The sequence below is a fragment of the Methylobacterium mesophilicum genome, assembly GCF_036441335.1.
GTDB classification, from domain to species: Bacteria; Pseudomonadota; Alphaproteobacteria; order Rhizobiales; family Beijerinckiaceae; genus Methylobacterium; species Methylobacterium mesophilicum_B.
The window spans coordinates 100,220-124,456 of sequence record NZ_MLBW01000008.1 but is presented as its reverse complement, the minus strand read 5'-3'; the positions used below and the strand labels follow the sequence as shown (position 1 = coordinate 124,456).

General features: G+C 70.1%; 18 protein-coding genes and 1 pseudogene. 5 read left to right on the top strand and 14 right to left on the bottom strand.

Annotation, left to right across the window (positions count from 1 at the left end; translation table 11 throughout):
- Positions 1-198: 198 nt before the first annotated feature.
- Positions 199-1,086, top strand: a complete 888-nt coding sequence (locus tag MMR14E_RS06525) for a cation diffusion facilitator family transporter (protein WP_331313359.1) — start codon at positions 199-201, stop codon at positions 1,084-1,086.
- A 9-nt stretch (positions 1,087-1,095) separates the two neighbouring features.
- On the opposite strand, the gene MMR14E_RS06520 is transcribed toward MMR14E_RS06525, so the two are convergent.
- From MMR14E_RS06520 to coxB, 10 genes are all read right to left on the bottom strand, one after another.
- Positions 1,096-2,352: an SfnB family sulfur acquisition oxidoreductase gene (locus tag MMR14E_RS06520; protein WP_331313358.1), complete on the bottom strand. Its 1,257-nt coding sequence runs from the start codon at positions 2,350-2,352 to the stop codon at positions 1,096-1,098.
- 42 nt (positions 2,353-2,394) lie between these two features.
- Positions 2,395-3,507, bottom strand: a complete 1,113-nt coding sequence (gene sfnG, locus MMR14E_RS06515) for a dimethylsulfone monooxygenase SfnG (RefSeq protein WP_331313357.1) — start codon at positions 3,505-3,507, stop codon at positions 2,395-2,397.
- A 212-nt stretch (positions 3,508-3,719) separates the two neighbouring features.
- Positions 3,720-4,484 carry an SURF1 family protein gene (locus MMR14E_RS06510; RefSeq protein WP_331313356.1) on the bottom strand — a complete coding sequence of 255 codons (765 nt, stop codon included), beginning with the start codon at positions 4,482-4,484 and terminating at the stop codon, positions 3,720-3,722.
- Positions 4,481-4,855, bottom strand: coding sequence for a DUF983 domain-containing protein (locus MMR14E_RS06505; RefSeq protein ID WP_331313355.1), 375 nt, complete (start codon positions 4,853-4,855; stop codon positions 4,481-4,483). Before MMR14E_RS06505 ends, MMR14E_RS06510 begins: the two co-directional genes overlap by 4 nt.
- A 149-nt stretch (positions 4,856-5,004) precedes the next feature.
- A complete protein-coding gene (locus MMR14E_RS06500) occupies positions 5,005-5,868 on the bottom strand; it encodes a cytochrome c oxidase subunit 3 (protein ID WP_331313354.1) in 864 nt (287 codons plus the stop codon).
- A 154-nt stretch (positions 5,869-6,022) separates the two neighbouring features.
- On the bottom strand, positions 6,023-6,634 hold the full coding sequence (locus MMR14E_RS06495; RefSeq protein ID WP_331313353.1) for a cytochrome c oxidase assembly protein: 612 nt from the start codon (positions 6,632-6,634) through the stop codon (positions 6,023-6,025).
- A gap of 10 nt (positions 6,635-6,644) precedes the next feature.
- Positions 6,645-6,809, bottom strand: coding sequence for a hypothetical protein (locus tag MMR14E_RS06490; protein WP_273561921.1), 165 nt, complete (start codon positions 6,807-6,809; stop codon positions 6,645-6,647).
- 5 nt (positions 6,810-6,814) lie between these two features.
- A complete protein-coding gene (locus tag MMR14E_RS06485) occupies positions 6,815-7,765 on the bottom strand; it encodes a heme o synthase (RefSeq protein WP_331313352.1) in 951 nt (316 codons plus the stop codon).
- Positions 7,766-7,980: 215 nt separating this feature from the next.
- Positions 7,981-9,609, bottom strand: a complete 1,629-nt coding sequence (ctaD, locus tag MMR14E_RS06480; RefSeq protein ID WP_331313351.1) for a cytochrome c oxidase subunit I — start codon at positions 9,607-9,609, stop codon at positions 7,981-7,983.
- Positions 9,610-9,659: 50 nt separating this feature from the next.
- Positions 9,660-10,499 carry a cytochrome c oxidase subunit II gene (gene coxB / locus MMR14E_RS06475; protein WP_331313350.1) on the bottom strand — a complete coding sequence of 280 codons (840 nt, stop codon included), beginning with the start codon at positions 10,497-10,499 and terminating at the stop codon, positions 9,660-9,662.
- Between the two features lie 368 nt (positions 10,500-10,867).
- On the opposite strand from coxB, the pseudogene fdhD reads away from it, so the two are divergent.
- Positions 10,868-11,690 (top strand): annotated as a pseudogene (fdhD, locus tag MMR14E_RS06470) (formate dehydrogenase accessory sulfurtransferase FdhD).
- 23 nt (positions 11,691-11,713) lie between these two features.
- Here fdhD and MMR14E_RS06465 read toward each other — a convergent pair.
- Positions 11,714-12,526 (bottom strand): hypothetical protein, encoded by an 813-nt coding sequence (locus tag MMR14E_RS06465; RefSeq protein ID WP_331313349.1) that lies wholly within the window; start codon positions 12,524-12,526, stop codon positions 11,714-11,716.
- A 606-nt stretch (positions 12,527-13,132) separates the two neighbouring features.
- Between MMR14E_RS06465 and gltB the strand changes: the two genes are divergently transcribed.
- The gene (gene gltB, locus MMR14E_RS06460) at positions 13,133-17,848 is read left to right on the top strand and encodes a glutamate synthase large subunit (protein ID WP_419539308.1); all 4,716 of its coding nucleotides are present in this window, start codon (positions 13,133-13,135) and stop codon (positions 17,846-17,848) included.
- 102 nt (positions 17,849-17,950) lie between these two features.
- Positions 17,951-19,384, top strand: a complete 1,434-nt coding sequence (locus tag MMR14E_RS06455) for a glutamate synthase subunit beta (RefSeq protein ID WP_331313348.1) — start codon at positions 17,951-17,953, stop codon at positions 19,382-19,384.
- Positions 19,385-19,408: 24 nt separating this feature from the next.
- On the opposite strand, the gene MMR14E_RS06450 is transcribed toward MMR14E_RS06455, so the two are convergent.
- The 3 genes from MMR14E_RS06450 to galE form a co-directional block, all read right to left on the bottom strand.
- Positions 19,409-20,839: a DUF459 domain-containing protein gene (locus MMR14E_RS06450; RefSeq protein ID WP_331313347.1), complete on the bottom strand. Its 1,431-nt coding sequence runs from the start codon at positions 20,837-20,839 to the stop codon at positions 19,409-19,411.
- A gap of 93 nt (positions 20,840-20,932) precedes the next feature.
- Positions 20,933-22,123 carry a lytic murein transglycosylase gene (locus MMR14E_RS06445; RefSeq protein WP_331313346.1) on the bottom strand — a complete coding sequence of 397 codons (1,191 nt, stop codon included), beginning with the start codon at positions 22,121-22,123 and terminating at the stop codon, positions 20,933-20,935.
- Between the two features lie 4 nt (positions 22,124-22,127).
- A complete protein-coding gene (gene galE / locus MMR14E_RS06440; protein WP_331313345.1) occupies positions 22,128-23,120 on the bottom strand; it encodes a UDP-glucose 4-epimerase GalE in 993 nt (330 codons plus the stop codon).
- Between the two features lie 171 nt (positions 23,121-23,291).
- Between galE and galU the strand changes: the two genes are divergently transcribed.
- Positions 23,292-24,161: a UTP--glucose-1-phosphate uridylyltransferase GalU gene (gene galU / locus MMR14E_RS06435; RefSeq protein ID WP_331313344.1), complete on the top strand. Its 870-nt coding sequence runs from the start codon at positions 23,292-23,294 to the stop codon at positions 24,159-24,161.
- Positions 24,162-24,237: the final 76 nt, after the last annotated feature.

The following is a 24,237-nucleotide window of genomic DNA, read 5'->3' as shown; positions in this document are numbered from 1 at the left end:
GCCGCCGCTACCTGCGCAAGGCGGAGGCCGCGCGCGCCAGGGCGGAGCCGAGCCGCCTCCGCGAGGCCGCCCGGGACAAGGGCGGCGCGTCCGAGACTTAGCCGCGGCTAACACGTTTTCGACGGCGTCGAACCTTTGCCGTGGCCTTGGCCGCGGCCGGTGCCGTATGGGCGCGGCGTCACCCCAACGGCGCGAACCATGGACCGCACCCAGAAAGCTGCCCTCTTGAGCGCGGGCATCGGCCTCGCCGTCACGGCGATGAAGTTCTACGCGGCCTGGCTCACCGGCAGCCTCGCGCTCTACTCCGACGCGCTGGAGAGCATCATCAACGTGGTCGCCGCGGTGGGCGCCTTCGTGGCCCTGCGGGTGGCGGCGCGCCCGGCCGACGAGGACCATCCCTACGGTCACCACAAGGCCGAGTTCTTCTCGGCGGTGATCGAGGGCGCGCTGATCGTGGTGGCGGCGCTGCTGATCCTGCGCGAATCCTATTTCGGGCTGCTCGCCCCGAAGCCCCTCGACGCGCCCGCGGTCGGCCTCGCGATCAACTTCGCGGCCGGGATCGTCAACGCGGTCTGGGCGGCGGCGCTGATGCGCTGGGGCCGGCGGTGGCGGTCGCCGGCCCTGATCGCCGACGCGCGCCACGTCTTCGCCGACGTGGTCACGTCCTGCGGCGTCCTCGCCGGCGTCGGCGCCGTGGTGGTGACGGGCTACCCGGTCCTCGATCCCGTGGTGGCCGGGCTGGTCGCCATGAACATCCTGTGGTCCGGCTTCCGCATGGTCCGGGAATCGGTGGACGGACTCATGGACCGGGCAGCCCCGGCCGATATGGTCAGCCAGATCCGGTCACTCATCTCGCAGCACGGCGAGGGCGCGCTGGAGGCGCACGACGTGCGCACGCGCTCCGCCGGGCAGGCGACGTTCATCGATTTCCACCTCGTCGTCCCCGGCACGATGACCGTCGAGGATTCCCACGCGATCTGCGACCGGCTCGAGACCGCCCTCGAGACGACGATCCCCGGGGCGGTGGTGACGATCCACGTCGAGCCCGGCGAGGAGGCCAAGGCGCGGGGCTTGCCGGTGCTGTAGCGCCGCCGGTCAGCTCCAGGCGTGGAGCGGCGGGTTCACGCCGTTGAGGGCGTGGTTGCCGACGATCGCGTACTTCCAGCGGACCGGGTCGTGCAGCGTGTGCGTGCGCGCGTTCCGCCAGTGGCGATCGAGATTCTCGGCCGCCAGGGTCGAGCGGGTGCCCGACAGCTCGAACAGCTTGTTCGATGCCGCCAGGGCGACCTCGGTCGTCAGCACCTTCGCCTCGGCGACGGCGATCTGCGCCGCCGCGACCGCCTCGGCATCCGGCCGCGCGACGGCCGCGTCGAGGGCGAGACCGGCGCGGTCGAGCAGCGCCTCGGCGGCGTGCTGCCGGATGGTCAGATCGCCGATCGCCTGGATCGTGTAGGGATCGTCGGCGGCCCGCTCCAGCCCGCTGTCGACCCAGGGGCGGGCCTTCGCGCGGACGAAGGCGACGGTGTCGTCCAGCGCCTCGCGGCCGATCCCGGCATCGACCGCCGCCTGGATGATCTGGAACACGGCGCCGTCGGCGGTGGGGGCCGCGTAGCCCCTCCAGGCGGGGACCAGATGGGTCTTGGGCACCCGGACGTCGTCGACCAGCACGGTCCCGCTCGCCGTGCCCCGCTGGCCGAAGCTCGACCAGTCGTCGATCACCGTGAGGCCGGGCGCGTCCCGCTCGGCGATGGCGTACCAGGCGCGCCCGTCGTGATCGAGGGCGACGATCGGCACGCGATGCGCGAGGAGGGCGCCGGTGGCGTAGAATTTCTGCCCTCGCACGACGACGTGATCGCCGTCATCCGTGAAGCGCGTCTCGAAATCGGACGCCCGCTTGGTGCCGCGCTCCGAGAAGGCGTTGCCGAACCGCGTGCCGCGCAGCGCCTCGCCGAACAGCAGGTGCTTCTGCGCCTCGTCCGACACGGTCCGGATGGCCGCCAGGATGCCGAGATGGTTCTGGGCGATCTGTGCGATGGCCGGATCCGCGGCCGCCACGATGGCGATGACCTGCGCCAGCGTCCGGTACGAGACGTCGGGGCCTCCGTAGGCCCGCGGCACGTTGATCGACCAGAGGCCGCTCTGCGAGAAGGCGTCGAGCTCCGCCAGCGGCCGCACGGCGTGGCGGTCCCGCTCCGAGGCGCCGGCCCGGAATTCGGCCGCGAGCCGGCGAGCCACGTCCAGCGCCTCGGCGTCGTCGCGGATCACGTGGGCGGGGGAGGGCGGCCGGGCGGGGCCGGGTACGCCCGGCGGGCGCTCCGGCTCGAGCGTGCGCGCATCGACGGCGATGTTCATGGCTCACTCCGGTCTGTCGGGAATCGGTTCGGCGGACGGCGCTCAGGCCGCCTCGGCGCGCCGGTCGCGGGCGGCCTCGAGGGCGCGGACCCGCGGGATCACGTGCGCGCCGAAATACGCGACGTCCTCCTGGAAGTGCAGGAAGGCCAGCAGGGCGAGGTCGGCGCCGGCGTCCTTCAGCGCCAGGATCCGCTCGGCGATCTGGTCGGGCGTGCCGATCAGGTCGGTCTTGAAGCCGTCATTGTACTGGACGAGGTCCTCGAAGCTCGACTTCGCCCAGTTGCCTTCACCTTCGGGCGAGGCCTTGCCGGCGTTCTTCACCTCGTGGCCGAAGGCCTTCACGGCGTCCGGATCTGCATTGTCGATGATCTCCTGGAGAACGGCCCGGGCCTCCGCCTCGGTGTCGCGGGCGATGACGAACGCGTTCACGCCGATCCGGGGATGATTGCCGGTCGCGGCCGCCTTGGCACGGATGTCGTCGACCTGGGCGCGGATTGTCTCCGGCGTGCCGCCGTTGGTGAAGTACCAGTCCGAGACGCGGGCCGCCATGTCGCGCGCGGCGCGCGACGAGCCGCCCTGGAAGATCTCGGGCAGCGGCTGCGCGGGCTTCGGCTTCAGCGTGTAGTCGCTGTACCGGTAGAAGTCGCCGCGGAAGGTGAAGTTGTCCTGCGTCCAGATCCCGCGCAGGCTGCGGATGAACTCCTCCGACCGGCGGTACCGCTCGTCGTGGTCGAGCCAGGGCTCCCCGATCGCCCGGAATTCGCCCGAGAACCAGCCCGACACGATGTTCACCGCGATGCGGCCCTCGGTGAGCTGCGAGATCGTGGCGATCTGCTTGGCGGCGAGCGTGGGGTGCCACGGGCCGGGCAGGAGCGCGGCGATCACCTTGAGCTTGGTGGTCGCGGCCAGCAGCGCGTGGCTGAAGGCGACCGATTCGTGCTGGTACTCGGCACCGTAGCCGGCGGTGAAGCGGATCTGCGTCAGCCCGTAATCGAACCCCGCCTCCTCGGCGATCTGCGCCAGCTTCCGATTGTACTCGGCATCCCAGCTCGTGCGCTGGGGGATCTTGCTGATCACGAGGCCGCCCGAGACGTTGGGCACCCAGTAGGCGAAGCGGATCGGCTCGCGCGCCGCGTCGGCGAGATGGCTGGTCATCCGGCATTACCTCAGTTGCACGGCGCCCAGGCGCCGTGGCGTCTTCGGATGATCGCCGCGAACTGAATACACTATGCAGACCGCGGCCGATCGCTCAAGAACACCGAAAGTATTCCGAAGCGACGGCCGTCGGTCAAAGGAACGGGCTGCCGTTTTTAGGCCGATCCCGGCGAACCTGTTCTTCGCCGAGACCCTGCGCGAGCGGCTTTATCCTAGGCGGCGCCGGCCGCGGGCGAATCGTGCAGGCGGCGCCACGCGAAGACCGTGAACACGCCGATCAGGCAGGCCGCGAGGCCGAACCACGTGAACGCGTATTGCAGATGGTTGTTCGGCAGGTCGACCCGGAGCTGGCCACCGCGCGGCCAAGTCGTCTGCCCGGGCACGGCGTCGGCCTCGATCAGGTAGGGCTCGACCGGCCCGAGGCCGCGCGCCTCCGCGATGCCGGCGATGTCCCGGTTGAACCACTCCCCGCGGGCAGGATCCGGTTCCGGCACGAACATCCCCCGGGCCTCGCTCGCGCGGAGAATGCCGGTGACCGTCGTCGGCCCGTCGATCAGCCCGTCGCGGCGATCGCCCTGCGCCTTCAACTCGGTGGGAACGAAACCGCGGTTGACCAGCACGACGCCGCCGTCGTCCCGGCGGAACGGCGTCAGGACGTAGTAGCCCTGCAGGGCGCGGCCCGGCGTCTCACCGGCCGCCAATCCGTGGACAAGGGTTTCCCGATCGTTGAGGTACCGGCCGGTGACACGGACGTGGCGGAACTCGTCGCGCGCCGGATCCCAGGCGTCCGCTCGCGGCGGCGGTGCCGGCTCGGCGCGGCTCTGGCGCACGATCCGGGCGATGAGATCCTCCTTCCAGGCCTTGCGCTCGAGTTGCCACGTGCCGAGGCCCAGCAGGATGGCCAGGGCGATCAGCGAGGCCAGTCCCGGCGCGACGAGGTCGCGCCAAGCCGCCCGGCGCGGTCCGGTCGCTGTCACGGCTTGAATCGCCCTTCCTCGGCCCGGTTGCTGAACTGCAGGGCGATCAGCAGACCCTTGAGCGGTCGGACCAGGATGAGGCTGAGCCCGACCGAGAGCGTCAGGGCGACCAGGGCGTGCACCCAGATCGGCGGCTCGTAGGTGATCTCCAGCCACAGGGCGATGCCGACGACGACGAGGCCGACGATCGACATCACGAAGAAGGCCGGCCCGTCCGCCGCGTCGAAATGCGCGTAGTCCAGGCCGCAAGCCTCGCAGGAGGGGCGCAGGCTCAGGAATCCCTTGAACAGGTGACCTTCGCCGCAGCGCGGGCACCGGCCGCGCAGGCCGGTCGGGATCGGGGGCGGCGGCGCGTAGGTTCGGTCGTTCATGGGCACACTCCAGACCTGTTCGGCGCGGGCCCCCGTGCCCCGCGCACGGTCGCCCGACCCGATATGGGGTTCGCGCGGCGTCGGAAACGCAGAAGGGCGGCCTGAGCCGCCCTTCGCAGGTCCGCCATGCAGCGGCAGGATGGTCGCGCTCAGTGAGCGCCGCCGCCGTGGAAAACGCCCGAGCCCCACACGTAGATGGCGGCGAACAGGAACAGCCACACGACATCGACGAAGTGCCAGTACCAGGCGGCGAACTCGAAGCCGAGGTGCTGGCGGGGAGTGAACTGGCCCGCGTAGACGCGGAACAGGCACACCGCGAGGAAGATCGTGCCGATGATCACGTGGGCGCCGTGGAAGCCCGTCGCCATGAAGAAGGTCGACGAGTAGATGCTGCCCGAGAAGCCGAACTCGGCGTGGCTGTACTCGTAGGCCTGGCAGGCGGTGAACAGCACGCCGAGGATGATGGTCAGCCAGAGGCCGTACTTCAGGCCCTTGCGGTCGCCCTCGATCAGCGCGTGGTGCGCCCAGGTCACGGTGGTGCCCGAGGTCAGCAGGATCAGCGTGTTCAGGAGCGGCAGGTGCCAGGGATCGAACGCCTCGATGCCCTTGGGCGGCCAGACACCGCCGGTGAATTCCACGCGCGAGACCTGGATCGGATCGGCGGTGTAGAGGGCGGCCTCGAAGTAGGCCCAGAACCACGCGACGAAGAACATCACCTCGGAGGCGATGAACATCATCATGCCGTAGCGGTGGTGAAGCTGGACGACGCGGGTGTGATCGCCGGAATTGGCCTCGTGCGCGACGTCCTTCCACCACGAGTACATGGTGTAGAGCACGCCGATCGCGCCGGCCCCGAAGATGTAGGGGCCCGGGCTCAGCGTGCCGATCTGGAGGCTCTTCATCCAGAACACGGCACCGAACGCCATGAGGAAGCCCGAGAAGGCTCCGATCAACGGCCACGGGCTCGGGTTCAGGATGTGAAAGTCGTGATTCTTGGCGTGCGCCTCGGCCATCGTCCCGTCGCTCCTCACCCTCGCGCCCTGCGCCGTTCCCGGCTTCCGGCCTTACGCTGTTCGTTGCTTGCTCTTGACCGGGCGCGGCACGCACCACGCCCAAGCTTGCTCGCAGCTTTAGTCGGTGCGGCCCCGTGTTGTCACGGGTCCGCGATCAGAAATCGCCCTTCGTGCCCGGAGAAGACGATTTCGCCACCGTCGCCTTGACCGGCTGACCGTTCTTGGACGCGAAGTACGTGTAGGACAGCGTCATCTCAGAGAGATGCGCGGTGTTCGAATCGTCCCGTACGGCCGGATCGACGTAGAACACCACCGGCACGTCCAGCGTCTCCCCCGGCTGGAGCGTCTGCTCGTTGAAGCAGAAGCAGGCGATCTTGACGAAGTAGCCGCCCATCAATCCCGGCTGGACGTTGAAGGTGGCGACACCCGCCGAGGGCGTGCTGCCGGTATTCTGCACGCGGAAGAAGACCGTCTTGGTCTCCCCGAGCTTCGCCTCGACGCTGCTCACCTCCGGGATGAACTTCCAGGGCAGGCCCGGCGCGACGTTCGTGTCGAAGTGGACGACCATGCTGTCGTCGGTCCGCGCCGCGGAGGCCGACAGCGCCGGTCCCTGCCGAGGCGTGCCGTCGTAGCCGGTCGCCTTGCAGAAGGCGTCGTAGAGCGGCACCGACGCGAAGGCGAGGCCGATCATGCCGACGGCGAGGCCGGCGCAGGCGAGGGCGGTGCGAGTCGCGGCCCGGTTCGATCGTGAGGGAGGCACGGTCATCGGGAGCGCCTCAGAGCGGCCGGCTCAGGATCTGCGGCCCGAGCTTGACGATCGTCAGCACGAAGAACAGCAGAACCCAGGCACCGAGGGCCAGCGCGATCGCGATCGAGCGCTTGCGGCGGCGCGCCTCCTGCTCGGGCGTCAGCGGCCGGTACTGGATCTCGGGATCCGCCATGGCGCTCAACCCAGGACCGGGCGGAACAGGCCGAAGCTCTGCTCGGCCAGGAGCGCCGAGAACAGCGCGAACAGGTAGAGGATCGAGAAGCCGAACATGCCCATGGCGGCGCGGCGCTCGGCATCGCCCTCCGGGTTCCGCAGCACGCGGATGCTGAAAGCCACCATGCCGAGGCCGCCCACGACACCGATCACCGCGTAGACGAGGCCGCCGAAGCCAAGGGCCACCGGCACGAGGCCGAGCGGCGCGAGGAGGAGGGAGTACCACACGATCTGACGCCGGGTGGAGGCCGGGCCGGCGACGTTCGGCATCATCGGGATGCCGGCGCGGGCGTACTCGTCCGCCTTGATCAGGGCGAGCGCCCAGAAGTGCGGCGGGGTCCAGATGAAGATGATGGCGAACAGGATCAGCGACTCGACGCCGATCGACCCGGTCACCACAGCCTGGCCGATGACCGGCGGCAGGGCGCCGGCGGCGCCGCCGATGACGATGTTCTGCGCCGTCGCCCGCTTCAGCCACATCGAGTAGACCACCGCGTAGAACACGATGGTGAAGGCGAGGAGCGCGGCGGCCAGGAGATTGGCGGCGAGGCCGAGCACGACCACCGACGCGACCGAGAGGAACAGCCCGAAGCCCAGCGCCTCTTCGGAGGTGATCCGGCCCGACGGGATCGGCCGGGTGGCGGTCCGGCTCATGACGGCGTCGATGTCGGCGTCCCACCACATGTTGAGGCAGCCGGAGGCCCCGGCCCCGACCGCGATGGCGAGGAGCGAGATCGCGCCGATGGCCGGCTGGACGTGGCCCTGCGAGACCACCATCCCGACCAGCGCCGTGAAGATCACGAGGACCATCACCCGCGGCTTCAGCAGGGCGAAGTAGTCCGGAACGTCGCCGCCGGCGGTCGTGAGGGCCGGGGCCGGAACGTCCGGTCCGATCGTGTTGGTCAGGCTCGTCATCGCGTCTGCCGCTGCTGTGTCGGCGCCCGGCCGCGCGCGTCACGGCCGAGTCGTGTCTCGAGTTCGACGTGTTCCAAGGATCGGCGTGAGCGGGGCCCAGGAAGTTTCCCTCGGCCCGTGCGGATCGCCCTCATCGCTCGCCCTTGCCGGGAGGTCGGCCGACCGGCCTCCGGGGAAGGGCGAGGGCCGCGGACGCGGCCCTCGCGGGGGTTCTATCAGTGCGCGCCCGGCTCGTCGACGATGCGGGGCAGCGTCTCGAACTGGTGGAACGGCGGCGGGGAGGACAGCGTCCACTCGAGGGTGGTGGCGCCTTCGCCCCACGGGTTGTCCGCGGCCCGCTCCTTCGAGCGGAAGGCCAGGACCACGCCGATCACGAACACGAACATGCCGAGACCGAAGATGTGGCCGCCGTAGGTCGACACCTTGTGCCACTGGGCGAAGGCGTCCGGATAGTCGGCGTAGCGGCGCGGCATGCCGGCCAGCCCGAGGAAGTGCATCGGGAAGAACAGGACGTTCGCGCCGATGAAGGCCAGCCAGAAGTGCAGCTTTCCGGCCCATTCGGGGATGATGTGGCCGGTCATCTTCGGGAACCAGTAGTAGACACCGGCGAAGATGATGAACACGGCCCCGAGGGACAGCACGTAGTGGAAGTGCGCGACCACGTAGTAGGTGTCGTGCAGGTACTTATCGACCGCCGAGTTGGCCAGCACGACGCCGGTGACGCCGCCGACGGTGAAGAGGAAGATGAAGCCCACCGCCCAGTGCATCGCCGCGGTGAAGCGGATGGAGCCGCCCCACATCGTGGCGATCCACGAGAAGATCTTCACCCCGGTCGGGACCGCGATCACCATCGTGGCGAACACGAAGTACGACTGCGTCTGGAGCGACAGGCCGACCGTGTACATGTGGTGCGCCCACACGACGAAGCCGACGACGCCGATCGCCACCATGGCGTAGGCCATCGCGAGGTAGCCGAACACGGGCTTGCGCGAGAACGTCGCGATGATGTGCGACACGATGCCGAAGGCCGGCAGGATCATGATGTACACTTCGGGGTGACCGAAGAACCAGAACAGGTGCTGGTACAGGATCGGGTCACCGCCGCCGGCCGGGTCGAAGAAGGTCGTGCCGAAGTTGCGGTCGGTCAGCAGCATCGTGATGGCGCCGGCGAGCACCGGCAGCGACAGGAGCAGCAGGAACGCGGTCACCAGCTCGGCCCAGGCGAAGAGCGGCATCTTGTGCAGCGTCATGCCCGGGGCGCGCATGTTCAGGATGGTGGTGATGAAGTTGATCGCGCCGAGGATCGAGCCCGCGCCCGACAGGTGCAGGGCGAAGATCGCGAAGTCGACGGCCGGGCCGGGATGGCCGGCGGTCGAGAGCGGCGGGTAGACGGTCCAGCCGGTGCCGGCGCCGGACGCGCCGGGCGCGCCCTCGACGAACAGCGAGCACAGCAGCGAGCAGAAGCCCGCCACCGTCAGCCAGAACGAGATGTTGTTCATGCGCGGGAACGCCATGTCGGGCGCGCCGATCATGAGGGGCACGAACCAGTTGCCGAAGCCGCCGATCAGCGCCGGCATCACCATGAAGAACACCATGATGAGGCCGTGACCCGTGACGAACACGTTGTAGGTCGCGGGATTCGAGAAGTACTGCAGGCCGGGGGCCTCCATCTCCATCCGGATGCCGAAGGAGAGGAACGCGCCGATCATGCCGGCGCAGAAGGCGAAGAGCAGGTAGAGGGTGCCGATGTCCTTGTGGTTCGTCGACAGGAACCAGCGGGCGAAGAACGACGGCTTGTGGTCGTGGACCGCGTGGGCCTCGGCATGGGCTGTGGCTGTAGCCATGGATTCGGGTGCCTTGTGAATCGGATGGGTGCGGTTCGGTCAGCCGGGGCTCAGCGCGCCTCGGCGACGCTCGTGCCGTTGTCGATGCGGGCGTACTTGGTCTTCGCCTCCTTCAGCCAGTCGGCGTAGGCCTGCTCGCTGACCACGCGGACCACGATGGGCATGTAGGCGTGGCGCTGACCGCACAGCTCGGAGCACTGGCCGTGGAAGGTGCCCTCCTTGTCGGCCTTGAACCACATCTGGTTCAGACGGCCCGGGACGGCGTCGATCTTGAAGCCGAAGGCCGGCATCGCCCAGGAATGCAGCACGTCCGCAGCGGTGACCTGGATCTTCACGATCTTGCCGACCGGGACCACCATCTCGTTGTCGGTCTGGAGCAGGCGCGGCTGCTTGTCCTCGTCGATGTTGGCATCGAACGTGAAGCCGCCGCCGGCCTCGGTCTGCGGGTACTCGTACGACCAGTACCAGGCGTGGCCGATGACCTTGACGATCATGTCGGCCTTCGGATCCGAGAGCTGCGTGCGAAGCAGGCGGAAGGACGGGATCGCCACGGCGACCAGGATCAGCACCGGCACGATCGTCCAGGCGACCTCGATGGCGGTGTTGTGCGTGGTCCGCGACGGCGTCGGGTTCCGCTTCTCGCCGAAGCGGTAGACGCACCAGAGGATGAGCCCGAGGACGAACACCGAGATGGCGAGGGACAGCCAGTGCAGGCCGATCTCGAAATTCAGGATGTCGCGCGCGTTCTCGGTGACCGGGATCTGCCGGTCCATCTCCCACGGCACGGGCTGACCGAAGCCCGCGGCCTGGGCGCCGGATAACGGGAAGAGCGAGGCGCCGAGAGCGGCGAGGCTCCAGAGTGACCGGTTGATCGTCCGCACCGTCCGCATCTGCCTCTCGTGGCTCCCCTGAACTGTCTGGCTGCCGCCGGACCTCCCCGTCTTGACGCGTGCGGGATTGTACCGACGTGACGGAGTACCGGTTGTGTCACCCGGCATTATCCGACCGGCGCTTCAGACCACAAGGGCCGGCGAGGCGCAACCGCACAAGCGTCGCATCGCGCGCTTTCCGGCCAGTTGACGGCGCCTCGTGGCGCCGGCGCACTAGGGAGCGGCACAATCGTTCCCGCCCGCGTCGGGCCGGGGATGAGGCGTCGCGACGCGTACGTGTCACGTCAGCGGAGTTCACGATGTCCACGGATACCGGCAGCCACATGCCCGCTCCTCTGCCCTGCGCGGTGCCGGCGCCGATGCAGGTGATGGCTTACACGGGTGCGGCGCCGAGGTCGGACACGCGGGCCCTGGCCGTCGAGGCGCCGGTCAACCTCGTCTACGGCAGCGTGCCGCACGCCGTGATGATGGCGACGCCCGCCGACCTCGAGGATTTCGCCTACGGTTTCAGCCTGACCGAGGGAATCGTGGACGGCGCCGAGGAGATCCGCGCGACCCGGGTGGAGGCCGGCTCGGACGGCCTTCGCCTCCACGTCGAGCTCGCGCCGGGCCGGCTGCGGGAGCATCTGGCGCGCAAGCGCGCCATCAGCGGCCGGACCGGCTGCGGGGTCTGCGGCATCGAGGACCTGGCGCAACTGCCCCGGGCGGGGGGGCGGGCGGCTCCCGAGGTCCGTGTCGCGCTGCCGGCGATCGCCCGCGCCCTCTCGGATCTGCGAGGTCCGTGTCGCGCTGCCGGCGATCGCCCGCGCCCTGTCGGATCTGGACCGTGCCCAGCGCCTGGGCGCGGAGACCCGCGCGGTCCACGCCGCCGCCTGGGCGCGCCTCGACGGCGGCCTCGCGGCGGTGCGCGAGGATGTCGGCCGCCACAACGCCCTGGACAAGCTGATCGGCGCCCTGATGCGGACCGGTACGCCGGTCGACGCGGGCTTCCTGGTCATCACCAGCCGCTGCTCGTTCGAGATGGTCGAGAAGGCCGCGCGGCTCGGTGCGGCCGTGATCGTCGCCATCTCGGCGCCGACATCCCTGGCCCTCGACCGCGCCCGCTCCTACGGCATGACGCTCTGCGCCATCGCGCGGGCCGACACGGTGACGGTGTTCACCGGGGCCGAGCGGCTGATCGACGGCGCGTGAGGCGCGGGTCCGCGCCGCCGCGGCTAGTCGGACTGGCCCGGGACGATGGTCGCGCCGCCGATCACCCGGACCGGCTTCTTGTCGGTGGGCGGATCCTTCCAATCCTTCGCGGCGGGCTTGGCGGCCTCCGCGACGGCGGCGTCCGCCGGCTTCGGCGACGCGACGGGCTGCGCCGCCGGGGGCGGCGAGGGGGCCGTCTCGACCGACGCCGCCTTGGTCTCGGGCACGGGCGCGGGTTTCGGGTCCGCCTTGGGAGCCGCGTTCGTTGCCGCCTTGGGGTCCACCTTGGCCGTTTCGGCCGGGGCGAGCCTGGGGGCCGGCGCCTCGGGGGACGTGCGGGGCGGCGTCTTCAGCTCCGGCGTTCGGGCCAGCGACCCGCGCGCGACTCGCTTCGGCGGAGTCCGGCCGGCACTCTCGGGATTGACGCCGTCCGGGTTGGCCTCCGGCCGCAGGGCTTCGCCGCCCGGCCGGCGCTGGGGACGCACCGCGGGACCCTCCTCGGACGGGACGGGCTGCATCGCGCGGCGGGGCACGACCTCGTCCTCGGTCCAGCCGAAGCCCGGCGCCGGGCGCTCCAGCCGGGCGACGGCCTCAGGCGCACCGATCGGCCGGCGGCCGACGATCGCGCCCGTCATGGGATCGACGAACAGCCGGACGGGTGCGCCGGCGGGGCCGACCGCGTCGACCACGTAGACCCGACCGTCGAAGCGCGGGCGGCTCAGGCCGCTGAACCCGCGGTCGGCGAGGCGCCAGGCCACGACACGCGGGGGAAGGACCTCTTCCTCGAAGACGAACTGCGCGCGCGCGGCGCAGGACGCGCCCAGAAGTGCGAGCACCGATAGAAATGCCGTGCGAAGCGCTCGCCTCATGGGGGGGCGCGGGCGCGCAGAAGCTCTGCTCGTCATCGTCACTCTTGTGCGTTCTGGGTTTGGAGACCCGGCAGAGTGTCCGGTTCCGGCATGGTCCGGGCCGGTGGACCCGGACCTCGACCATGCCGGCAGGGTCGTTGCCCCGCATGCCGCTTGTGCTCGGCCCGCCCGGTAGACCCGGCGATTCGGGCGAGATTGCGGAGGCCTGGAACGGGGCTCGGCCCCTCATCCAGAGCGGCGACACCGTGACGACGCGCTGTCTCTTGCTGAAAACACTTCAATCTGGCAGTTTCGCGACTTAGGACAGCACAACTGTCCCATCGGCCGTGCATCCCGGCCGTCGCCGTCTCGCGCGCGGGCGAGAAATTCGGCAGACGGACACGGGCGCGCCAGCGCACCGCTCCTCGAGCGGTCCGGGTCCTCGATGAACGCAAGCCGACGGACGCGTCCCCCCGGACCGGCCGGATGGCCTGCGGCAAGAGGCCGAGCGCGGGGCGCCGACGGCTTGCGGGCATGAAACATGCTCGCGGGTTCTTGGCTGCGGACGGGTTCGAGGGAAGGACGAGACGAAGCATGTCACAACGCAGGCCCGCCGAAGAGTTTGCTGCGTCCACGGCCCTGGCTGCCGCCCCCCGCGGCGGCGCGATGCCGCTCATCGTGCGCGACCCCGCCCTCCCGAAAGCCCAGGGTTCCTACGACCCGGCCCACGAGCGCGACGCCTGCGGCGTCGGCTTCATCGCCGACATGCACGACCGCCGGACCCACGCGATCGTCGAGCAGGGCCTGAAGATCCTGGAGAACCTCGATCACCGGGGTGCCGTGGGCGCCGATCCCAAGATGGGCGACGGCTGCGGCATCCTCACGCAGATCCCGCACGGCTTCTTCGCCGAGGAATGCTCGCGTCTCGGCTTCGAGCTGCCGCCGGCGGGCGCTTACGCCATCGGTCAGTTCTTCATGCCGAAGGCGGAGGAGCCGCGGGCGATCATCCAGGAGATCGTCGAATCGGCGCTCGCCGCCGAGGGCCTGCCGCTCCTCGGCTGGCGCGACGTGCCGGTGGACCCGGAGGATCTCGGCGACGCCGTGAAGGCGACCGAGCCGCACCACCGGCAGGTCTTCATCGGTCGTCCCGCCTCGGTCACCGACCAGGACGCGTTCGAGCGCCGGGTCTACGTCGCCCGCAAGGTGATCTCCAACAAGGTCTACGGCCTCGACGATCCGCGGGTGAAGGAGTTCTACCCGGTCTCGGTCTCGACCCGGACCATCGTCTACAAGGGCATGGTGCTGGTCACGCAGCTCGGCGGCTACTTCCTCGATCTCAAGGACGACCGCTTCGTCTCGGCGATCGCCCTCGTCCACCAGCGCTTCGCCACAAACACCTTCCCGACCTGGCGGCTCTCGCACCCGTACCGGATGGTCGCGCACAACGGCGAGATCAACACGCTGCGCGGCAACGTCAACTGGATGGCGGCCCGCCAGGCGAGCGTCGATTCCGACCTGTTCGGCAACGACATCTCGAAGCTGTGGCCGATCTCCTACGAGGGCCAGTCCGACACCGCCTGCTTCGACAACGCCCTCGAGTTCCTCGTTCAGGGCGGCTACCCGCTCGCCCACGCGATGATGATGCTCATCCCGGAGGCCTGGGCCGGCAACCCGCTGATGAGCGAGGAGCGGCGCGCCTTCTACGAGTACCACGCCGCCCTCATGGAGCCGTGGGACGGCCCGGCCGCCGTGGCGTTCACGGACGGCCGCCAGATCGGCGCCACCCTCGACCGGAACGGCCTGCGCCCGGCGCGCTACATCGTCACCGACGACGGTCTCGTGGTGCTCGCCTCCGAGATGGGCACCCTGCCGATCCCGGACGAGAAGATCGTGCAGTCCTGGCGTCTCCAGCCGGGCCGCATGCTGCTGATCGACCTGCAGAAGGGCCGCATCGTCTCCGACGAGGAGATCAAGGGCGAGCTCGCCGCCGCGCACCCCTACGCCGATTGGGTGAAGAACACCCAGATCGTGCTCGAGGACCTGCGCCCGGTCCAGCCGCGCGAATCCCGCGGCGACGTGAGCCTGCTCGATCGCCAGCAGGCCTTCGGCTACACGCAGGAGGACCTCAAGCTGCTGATGCAGCCCATGGCGGTGACCGGCCAGGAGGCGGTCGGTTCCATGGGCACGGACACGCCGCTCTCGGCCCTCTCCGAGAAGTCGAAGCTGCTCTACACCTATTTCAAGCAGAACTTCGCGCAGGTGACGAACCCGCCGATCGACCCGATCCGCGAGGAGGCCGTGATGAGCCTCGTCTCGTTCATCGGGCCGCGGCCGAACCTGCTCGACATGGAGGGGGCCTCCCGGCGCAAGCGCCTGGAGGTCCGGCAGCCGATCCTGACCAACGCCGACCTGGAGAAGATCCGCTCGATCGGCCATTTCGAGGACCGGTTCGACACCAAGACCCTCGACATGACCTACCCGGCCGAGACCGGCGCGGCGGCGATGGACGGGGCGCTCGATCGCCTCTGCGACCGCGCCGAGGCGGCGGTGCGCGGCGGCTACAACATCATCGTGCTGACCGACCGGGCCGTCGGGCCGGACCGGATCCCGATCCCGGCTCTGCTCGCCACGGCCTCGGTGCACAACTACCTGATCCGCAAGGGTCTGCGGACCTCGGTCGGCCTCGTGGTCGAGTCGGGCGAGCCGCGCGAGGTGCACCACTTCGCGTGCCTCGCCGGCTACGGCGCCGAGGCGATCAACCCGTATCTCGCCTTCGAGACGCTGCTCGATATGAAGGACGAGTTCCCGCCGGACCTCACCGACGACGAGATCATCTACCGCTACATCAAGGCGATCGATAAGGGCCTGCTGAAGGTGATGTCCAAGATGGGCATCTCGACCTACCAGTCCTATTGCGGCGCGCAGATCTTCGACGCGGTCGGCCTGAACTCGACCTTCGTGGGCCGGGACTTCTTCGGCACGGCGACGACCATCGAGGGCGTCGGCATGGCGGAGATCGCCGAGGAGACGGCCCGTCGCCACCGCGACGCCTTCGGCGACGCGCCGGTCTACCGGAACGCGCTCGATGTCGGCGGCGAGTACGCCTATCGGCTCCGCGGCGAGACCCATACCTGGACGCCCGACACGGTGGCGACGCTGCAGCACGCGGTGCGCCTCAACGTGCCCGAGCGCTACCGGGAGTACGCCGCCCTGGTGAACCGGCAGGAGAACCAGCTCAAGACCCTGCGCGGCCTGTTCCGGATCAAGTCCGCCGCCGAGCTCGGCCGCGCGCCGGTCCCGCTCGACGCGGTCGAGCCGGCCTCCGAGATCGTCAAGCGCTTCGCCACGGGCGCGATGTCGTACGGCTCCATCTCCAAGGAGGCGCACGAGACGCTCGCCATCGCGCTGAACTCGTTCGGCGGCCGGTCGAACTCTGGCGAGGGCGGCGAGGAGGTCGAGCGGTTCAAGCCCCTGCCGGACGGGCGCTCGCGCCGGTCCTCGATCAAGCAGGTCGCGTCCGGCCGCTTCGGCGTCACGACGGAATACCTCGTCAATTCCGACATGATGCAGATCAAGGTCGCCCAGGGCGCCAAGCCCGGCGAGGGCGGCCAGCTGCCCGGCCACAAGGTCGACGCCAAGATCGCCAAGGTCCGCTACGCCACCCCGGGCGTCGGGCTGATCTCGCCGCCGCCGCACCACGACATCTACTCGATCGAGGATCTGGCCCAGCTGATCTTCGACCTGAAGAACGTGAATCCGTCGGCGGACGTGTCGGTGAAGCTCGTCTCCGAGGTCGGCGTCGGCACGGTCGCGGCCGGCGTCGCCAAGGCGCGGGCCGACCACATCACGATCTCGGGCTTCGACGGCGGCACCGGCGCGGCGCCGCTGACCTCGCTCAAGCACGCGGGCGGCCCCTGGGAAACCGGCCTCGCCGAGACCCAGCAGACGCTGGTGCTCAACGGCCTGCGCGGCCGCGTCGCCCTCCAGGCCGACGGCGGCATCCGCACCGGGCGCGACGTGATCATCGCGGCGCTGCTCGGCGCCGACCAGATGGGCTTCTCGACGGCGCCGCTGATCGCCGCCGGCTGCATCATGATGCGCAAGTGCCACCTGAACACCTGCCCGGTGGGCGTCGCCACCCAGGATCCGGTGCTGCGCAAGCGCTTCAAGGGCACGCCGGAGCACGTGGTGAACTACTTCTTCTTCGTGGCCGAGGAAGTGCGCGAGATCCTCGCGTCGCTCGGCTTCACGAAGCTGGAGGAGGCGGTCGGCCGCTCCGACGTGCTCGACAAGGTCGAGGCCATCGCCCACTGGAAGGCGCGCGGGCTCGACTTCACCAAGCTGTTCCACCGGCCGAAGGTGGCGGAGGGCACGGCGATCCGCCACGTGGAGGTGCAGCACCACCCGATCGACACGGTCCTCGACCGGCGCCTGATCGAGAAGGCGCAGCGCGCCATCGAGACCGGCGAGCCGGTGGTCATCACCGACACGATCCGCAACTCGGACCGGGCCGCGGGCGCCATGCTCTCCGGCGCGGTGGCGAAGGCGCACGGTCACGAGGGCCTGCCCGACGACACGATCGTGGTGAAGCTCGCAGGCACCGCCGGCCAGAGCTTCGGCGCGTGGGTGGCGGCCGGCGTGACCGTCGAGCTGACCGGCCACGGCAACGACTACGTCGGCAAGGGCCTGTCGGGCGGCAAGCTGATCATCCGGCCGAGCGACGCGCTGAAGGCGCCCCCGGAGCGGACCATCATGGTCGGCAACACCGTGCTGTACGGGGCGATCGCCGGCGAGTGCTACATCCGCGGCTCCGCGGGCGAGCGGTTCGCCGTGCGCAACTCCGGCGCCATCACGGTGGTCGAGGGCATGGGCGACCACGGCTGCGAGTACATGACCGGCGGCGTGGTCGTGTCGATCGGCGAGACCGGGCGCAACTTCGCGGCCGGCATGTCGGGCGGCATCGCCTACGTGCTCGACGAGGACGGCTCGTTCTCGGCGCGCTGCAACCTGTCGATGGTCGACCTGGAGCCGGTCGAGGAGGAGGACGACCTGATGCGTCGCTTCCACCAGGACGGCGACCTGGAGACCAAGGGGCGGGTCGACATCCTGGCCGACATGTCCGGGCACGACGAGGAGCGGCTGACGCAGCTCATCACCAATCATCTCAAGTACACGGGCAGTCCCCGCGCCAAGGCGATCCTGGACGACTGGAGCGGTTACCGCACCAAGTTCGTGAAGGTGATGCCGGTGGAGTACCGCCGGGCCCTGCGCGAGATGGAGATGGCGCGGATGCCGGTGGCCGCCGAGTAGGCGACGTCCTGAGACCGGGCGGGCAGCCGCCCGGTCACGCACTCACACGAGACGACGACGCGGGCAGCGCAGTCAGAGACTGGCCGGCCCAGGGGCTGACCAATGGGCAAGATCACAGGTTTCCTCGAGTTCGACCGGCAGGAGCAGAAGTACCAGCTCGCCGCCGACCGGGTCCGGCACTTCCGCGAGTTCACGCTCCCGCTCGACGAGCACGACCTGACCAAGCAGGCGGCCCGCTGCATGGATTGCGGCATCCCGTTCTGCCACGGGCCCACGGGCTGCCCGGTCCACAACCAGATCCCGGACTGGAACGATCTCGTCTTCCAGTCGGATTGGGAGGAGGCGTCCCGCAACCTCCACTCGACGAACAATTTCCCGGAATTCACCGGCCGCATCTGCCCCGCGCCCTGCGAGGAGGCGTGCACGCTGAACCTGGAGAACCAGCCGGTCGCCATCAAGACGATCGAGCAGGCCATCGCCGACCGGGCCTGGAACATGGGCTGGGTGAAGCCCGAGCCGGCGCAGGCCCGCACCGGCAAGCGCGTCGCGATCGTGGGTTCCGGGCCGGCCGGCATGGCGGCGGCCCAGCAGCTCGCCCGCGTCGGCCACGACGTCCACGTGTTCGAGCGCGAGCCGAAGGCCGGCGGCCTGCTCCGCTACGGCATCCCGGACTTCAAGATGGAGAAGCGCCACATCGACCGGCGCGTGCGCCAGATGGAGGCCGAGGGGGTCGTCTTCCACTACAACCAGAACATCGGCGTGACGAAATCGGTCGACGAGCTCAAGGCCGAGTTCGACGCCGTGATGTTCTGCGGCGGCGCGGAGGATCCCCGCAACCCGCAGCTGCCCGGTCAGGACCTCGAGGGCGTCCACTACGCGATGCCCTACCTCGTCCAGTCGAACCGGCGCGTGAGCGCCGAGCCGATGCGCGGCAACGGCGAGCAGCCGATCCTGGCTTCGGGCAAGAACGTGGTTGTCATCGGCGGTGGCGACACCGCGTCCGACTGCGTCGGCACCGCGTTCCGCCAGGGGGCCCTGTCGGTGACGCAGCTCGACATCCGCCCGCGCCCGCCGGAGCGCGAGGACAAGCTCACCGTATGGCCCTACTGGCCGACCAAGATGCGGACCTCGTCCAGCCAGGCCGAGGGCGCGGAGCGCGAGTTCCAGGCCGCGACCCTGCGGCTGGAGGGCAACAAGAAGGGCCAGCTCACCGGCGTGGTCTGCGCCCGGGTCGACGCCAAGCGTCAGCCGATCGCCGGGACCGAGTTCGTCCTGCCCGCCGATCTGGTCTTCATGGCGATCGGCTTCGCCGGATCGGTCCAGAAGGGGCTGCTGGAGCAGTCCGGAATCGGCGTCGACAAGCGCGGCAACGTCGAGGCGAACGAGGAGGACTACCGCACCTCGGACGCGAAGATCTGGGCGGCGGGCGACATGCGGCGCGGCCAGTCCCTGGTCGTCTGGGCGATCCGCGAGGGCCGTCAGGCGGCGCGCGCCATCGACGAGACCCTGATGGGCGCCAGCGTCCTGCCGCGCTGAGGGCGCGCGGAGGATCCGCCCGGCTCAGCCGGGCGGCCAGCGGAAATCGTCGGCGCGGCCGGGTTGCGGCATCGGTGCGTTGCCGCGCAGCAGTGTCCGCTCCACGGTCCCGGAATTGTCGGGGTCGCGCGGCCGTCCGTTGAGCAGCGCGCCGCCGGGCGACACCTCGCTCCGGCTCAGCGGCACCACGGGGCCGGCCGCGGGCTTCACCGGAAGCGCCGGCACGCCGGCCGGCTCGGGAAGGCTCGGCAGCATCGCGGTGATCTGACGATCGATCGCCGCGGTGTCGGTGGCCGGCGCGGTGCCGTCGAGGCTGGGCCCGGGGGTCGAGGACGGCGCGGTCGGCGCCACGGTCGCGGTCGGCGACGGCTCGGTCGTGCCCGGCACCGCGCCCATCAGCCGCTTCAGCTCGACATCGGCGAAGTGGGCGAGCTTCCGGTCGCCCGCCTTGGTGAAATGGACGCCGTCCGCGGTGCGGAGCTTGGCAATCTGACCCTCCGGATCCGGGCCCGACGCGGCGTACCGGTCCCGATCGTCGACGAAACCCGGCCAGATGTCGACGTAGGTCCCGCCGGCCTTGCCGACGGTGTCGCGGACGATGTCGTTCAGCGACGCGAGATCCCGGCTGAGCGTCTCGCTCTGGACGGGCGGCAGCCCGACCCAGATCAGCGGGATCTTGCGGTCGGTGAAGACCTTCACCAGCGCCTCGACCCGCGCGCGGTAGAGCGCGCGCCAGCGGTCCGTGAGGGGATCGACGGTCTCGTCGCCCTCGCGGATCGGCTGGCGGTCGTTGGCGCCCATCATCACGAGGGCGTATCGCACCTTCGCGTTGCTCTGGAGGTAATCCTGCGCGACCTTCGGCCAGTCGACCACGTCCTTGCGCACCAGACCGCTGTCGCCCTTCGCGCGGTCGATCACGGCGACGTCGGCGTTGTCCTCGAACACGTCGTCGAGGCCCTTGGCGAGATGGTCGGCAAGGGAGTCGCCGAAGACGGCGATCTGGACGTTCGGCTCGGTCTTGGCGACCGCGGGCTTCGGCGGCGTCGGCGCCCGGGCCGGACGGACCCGCCGCTTCACCGCGGGGGCCGGCCGCTGCGCCTCCCCGGTCGCGTACGGATTGCTGCGCTGGCGCGGCGCCCGGTAGGTGCGCTCCGGCTGCGGCGCCACCGGCTGGGGCCTGTCCTCCCAGGGCCAGTAGAACTGGCGCGGCGCCTCCTGCTGCGGGGCGTAGCGCGGCTGACGCCCGTACGTCCCGTCGTCGCGGTAATAGGCGTCCCGCGGCCGCCGACGCGGCGGAGCCTCGTAGTAGGTGCCGCCCTGCTGCTGCTGGTAGCTGTCGCCCCACTGCGCGCGGACCGGACCGCCGCCGAAGGCCGACAGCCCCGTGAGCCCCAGAAGGGCTGAGAGCGCGAGGAGGAGGGGGCGTTCCGAAGGACGCCGACGACCGAGGACCATGCGCATTCCGTACGCTTCACGCCGAACCGGGCCCGTTCGGACCGTGGCCACTATAGGTGGAAGCCACGTGCGGGTCTAAACCTCTCGCCGGGCTCAGCGTCGCGGCGCCGCTTTCCCGGTGACGCGGTCGAGCAGGGCCGGCGTGGCGTAGCCGTCGGCCGGCAGCCCGACGCTGATCTGGTAGCGCCGCACCGCCTCGCGCAACTTCGGGCCGGCCCGTCCGTCCGTCGGCCCGTCGTAGAAGCCGGCCGCCGCGAGGCCCGTCTGCAGGCCACGGAGGCCCGGCCCGTCGAGGCGCGCCCCGGCGGCCGGCCAGGGCGCGGCCAGCGGATTTCCGCCGGCGAGGCGGTCGGCGAGGTGGCCCACCGCCAGCGCGTAGGAATCGGAGGTGTTGTAGCCTCGGATGACCTCGAAATTGTCGGTGATCAGGAAGACCGGGGCGCCCAGCCCCCCGGGCAGGAGCAGGCTGGCGCGTCCGGCTCCCGGCAGCGCCTTCCCGTCGGTCCGGCGAACGCCGCGCTCGGCGAAGCTCCCGAGATCGCCCGCGTAGCGGCTCAGGTCGAAGTCCCGCGGCAAAAGCACCTCGTAGCCCCAGGAGAGGGCCGGATCCCAGCCGAGATCCTTCAGGTAGGCCGCGATCGACGCCAGCGAATCCGCCTCGCTGGTCCAGATGTCGCGTCGGCCGTCGCCGTCGAAATCGACCGCGTGGGCGAGATAGGTGGAGGGTAGGAACTGGACCTGACCCATCGCGCCGGCCCAGCTGCCGCTCATACGGTCGGGCGCGATGTCGCCGCGCTGCAGGATCGTGAGCGCGGCGAGGAGCTCGTCGCGGAACAGGCTGCCGCGGTGCCGCGCCTCGGCGAGCGTCGCCAGCGCCCGGACCGTCGGGACGCTGCCCGCGCTCGCTCCGAAATCCGATTCGACGCCCCAGATCGCCATCACCACCGGCCCAGGAACGCCGGTGCGGCCCTCGATCGCCGTCAGCGTCGACGCGAGGGCCGCCGCACGGGCGCGTCCGCGCGCGAGGCGGGCGGTCGAGACGGCGCCCACGAGGTATTCCCAGACCGGCCGGACGAACTCACTCTGCCGGCGGGTGCGCGCCAGGATGCCGGGATCGGGGCCCGTGATCCCGCGAAACGCCGCGTCGAAGGTCGCCGCAGAGACGCCCCGGGCCGCAGCGTCCGGACGCAGGGCCTCGACGAACGCCCGGAAAGCGTCCTCGGCGCGGGCCTGCCCGCTAGCGAGGCAGGCCGCCGCGGCCAGGACCCGTCGGCGGGAGAGCATCCGGTCAGATCCGATTGCGCTTCTCCAGACGCTCTTCCCAGGCCAGGGCCTGGCCGACGATGGCGTCGAGGTCGTCGTGCCGCGGCTGCCAGCCAAGGCGCTCGCGGATGCGCGCCGCCTCGGCGACGATCTGGGCCGGATCGCCGGCCCGGCGCGGGCACAGTCGTACCTCGAAGTCGCGGCCGGAGATCCGCTTCACGACCTCGACAACTTCCAGCACCGAGTAGCCGCGCCCGTAGCCGCAGTTCAGTGTCAGGCTCTCGCCGCCGGCGCGGAGGTGGTCGAGGGCGAGGCGATGCGCCTCGGCGAGGTCCGAGACCTGGATGTAGTCGCGCAGGCAGGACCCGTCCGGCGTCGGGTAGTCGGTCCCGAACACGTCGAGCCGGGCACGCTGTCCGAGCGCCGCCTGCGTGGCGACCTTGATCAGGTGCGTGGCGTTGGGCGTCGACTGGCCGGACCGCCCGTCCGGATCCGCGCCGGCGACGTTGAAGTAGCGCAGCACCACGTAGGTGAAGCCGTGCGCCTCGGCGGCGTCAGCGATCATCCACTCGCTCATCAGCTTCGAGCGGCCGTAGGGGTTGATCGGCTTCAGCGGCAGGTCCTCGGGAACCGGCGAGACGTCGGGCTCGCCGTAGACGGCCGCGGTCGAGGAGAAGATCACGTGCTTGACGCCGGCGCGCACCGACGCCTCGATCAGCGAGCGGGTCTTCACCGTGTTGGCGAGGTAGTAACCCAGGGGATCGGCGACCGACTCGGGCACGACGATCTTGGCGGCGAAGTGGGCCAGGGCGTCGATGCGGTGCTGAAGGATCGTCTGCGTCACCAGGGCCTGGTCGGCCACGTCCCCGACGACGAGCTTCACGCCCTCCGGAACCGCCCAGTCGAAGCCGGTGGAGAGATCGTCCAGGACGACGACCTCCTCATGGCCGGCATCGAGGAGCGCCAGCACCATGTGGCTGCCGATGTAGCCGGCACCGCCCGTCACCAGAACCGCCATCTCGCCCCCACTGTCGCCGCTTCGGCAACTGCTTACGCTTTTGCAGACGGGAAATTTACGCCCCGCCAGCTCATACTAACGACGTACATGCTTGCGACGGCTCGCGTTAAGCTATCTCACTGACCGCACAGCTGACCACGTCGTTCCATCCAGTTCCGGGGTTACCGCTCGATGAAACCGATCCGCAAGGCCGTCCTCCCCGTCGCGGGCCTCGGCACGCGCTTCCTGCCAGCCACGAAGGCGGTGCCGAAGGAGATGCTCACGGTCGTGGACCGGCCGGTGGTGCAGCACGTCGTCGACGAGGCCCGGGCGGCCGGGATCGAGCACTTCATCTTCGTCACCGGCCGCGGCAAGGCGGTGATCGAGGACCATTTCGACATCGCGTTCGAACTCGATCACACCCTGCAGGAGCGGGGGAAGACGGCCGCCTACGAGGAGTTGAGAAAAGATCTGCCGAAGGCCGGCCAGACCAGCTTCACCCGCCAGCAGGCCCCGCTCGGCCTCGGCCATGCGGTGTGGTGCGCCCGCGAGATCGTCGGCGACGAGCCGTTCGCGGTGCTGCTCCCCGACATGCTGAGCCGCGGCTGCATGGAGCAGATGCTGGCCGCCTACGATCGCCACGGCGGCAACATCATCGCCGTCGAGGAGGTGGCCCCCGAGGAGACGCACCAGTACGGTATCGTCAGCGTCGGCGAGACCTACGGCCAGTCGTTCCAGATCACCGGGATGGTCGAGAAGCCCAAGCAGGGCACGGCGCCGTCGAACTTCATCATCTCGGGGCGCTACATTCTGCAGCCCGAAATCTTCGGGATCCTCGAGCACGGCAAGAAGGGTGCGGGCGGCGAGATCCAGCTCACCGACGCCATGATCGACCTGATGGAGTCGCAGGCATTCTACGGGATGCGCTACGAGGGCCGGACCTACGATACCGGCTCGAAGCTCGGCTTCCTCACGGCGAATCTCGCCTACGCCCTGGAGCGGAACGAACTGGCGGGTCCCCTGCGGGCCGAGATCGAGAAGCTGCTCAAGAGCCAGGGCTGAGCGCCGGCCGCTGGCCGGCTCGGCCCAGTTGCAGGGATCCGGATTGCGGGACCCCGATCGCCGGTCATGGCGGTCG

Coding starts and splice junctions, on each gene's coding strand:
- MMR14E_RS06455 (WP_331313348.1), top strand. CDS start 17,951: ATGGGCAAGATCACAGGTTTCCTCGAGTTCGACCGGCAGGAGCAGAAG.
- galU (WP_331313344.1), top strand. CDS start 23,292: ATGAAACCGATCCGCAAGGCCGTCCTCCCCGTCGCGGGCCTCGGCACG.
- MMR14E_RS06520 (WP_331313358.1), bottom strand. CDS start 2,352: ATGAACATCGCCGTCGATGCGCGCACGCTCGAGCCGGAGCGCCCGCCG.
- MMR14E_RS06505 (WP_331313355.1), bottom strand. CDS start 4,855: ATGAACGACCGAACCTACGCGCCGCCGCCCCCGATCCCGACCGGCCTG.
- MMR14E_RS06495 (WP_331313353.1), bottom strand. CDS start 6,634: ATGACCGTGCCTCCCTCACGATCGAACCGGGCCGCGACTCGCACCGCC.
- MMR14E_RS06500 (WP_331313354.1), bottom strand. CDS start 5,868: ATGGCCGAGGCGCACGCCAAGAATCACGACTTTCACATCCTGAACCCG.
- galE (WP_331313345.1), bottom strand. CDS start 23,120: ATGGCGGTTCTGGTGACGGGCGGTGCCGGCTACATCGGCAGCCACATG.
- MMR14E_RS06525 (WP_331313359.1), top strand. CDS start 199: ATGGACCGCACCCAGAAAGCTGCCCTCTTGAGCGCGGGCATCGGCCTC.
- MMR14E_RS06450 (WP_331313347.1), bottom strand. CDS start 20,839: ATGGTCCTCGGTCGTCGGCGTCCTTCGGAACGCCCCCTCCTCCTCGCG.
- MMR14E_RS06445 (WP_331313346.1), bottom strand. CDS start 22,123: ATGCTCTCCCGCCGACGGGTCCTGGCCGCGGCGGCCTGCCTCGCTAGC.
- coxB (WP_331313350.1), bottom strand. CDS start 10,499: ATGCGGACGGTGCGGACGATCAACCGGTCACTCTGGAGCCTCGCCGCT.
- MMR14E_RS06490 (WP_273561921.1), bottom strand. CDS start 6,809: ATGGCGGATCCCGAGATCCAGTACCGGCCGCTGACGCCCGAGCAGGAG.
- MMR14E_RS06485 (WP_331313352.1), bottom strand. CDS start 7,765: ATGACGAGCCTGACCAACACGATCGGACCGGACGTTCCGGCCCCGGCC.
- gltB (WP_419539308.1), top strand. CDS start 13,133: ATGTCACAACGCAGGCCCGCCGAAGAGTTTGCTGCGTCCACGGCCCTG.
- sfnG (WP_331313357.1), bottom strand. CDS start 3,507: ATGACCAGCCATCTCGCCGACGCGGCGCGCGAGCCGATCCGCTTCGCC.
- ctaD (WP_331313351.1), bottom strand. CDS start 9,609: ATGGCTACAGCCACAGCCCATGCCGAGGCCCACGCGGTCCACGACCAC.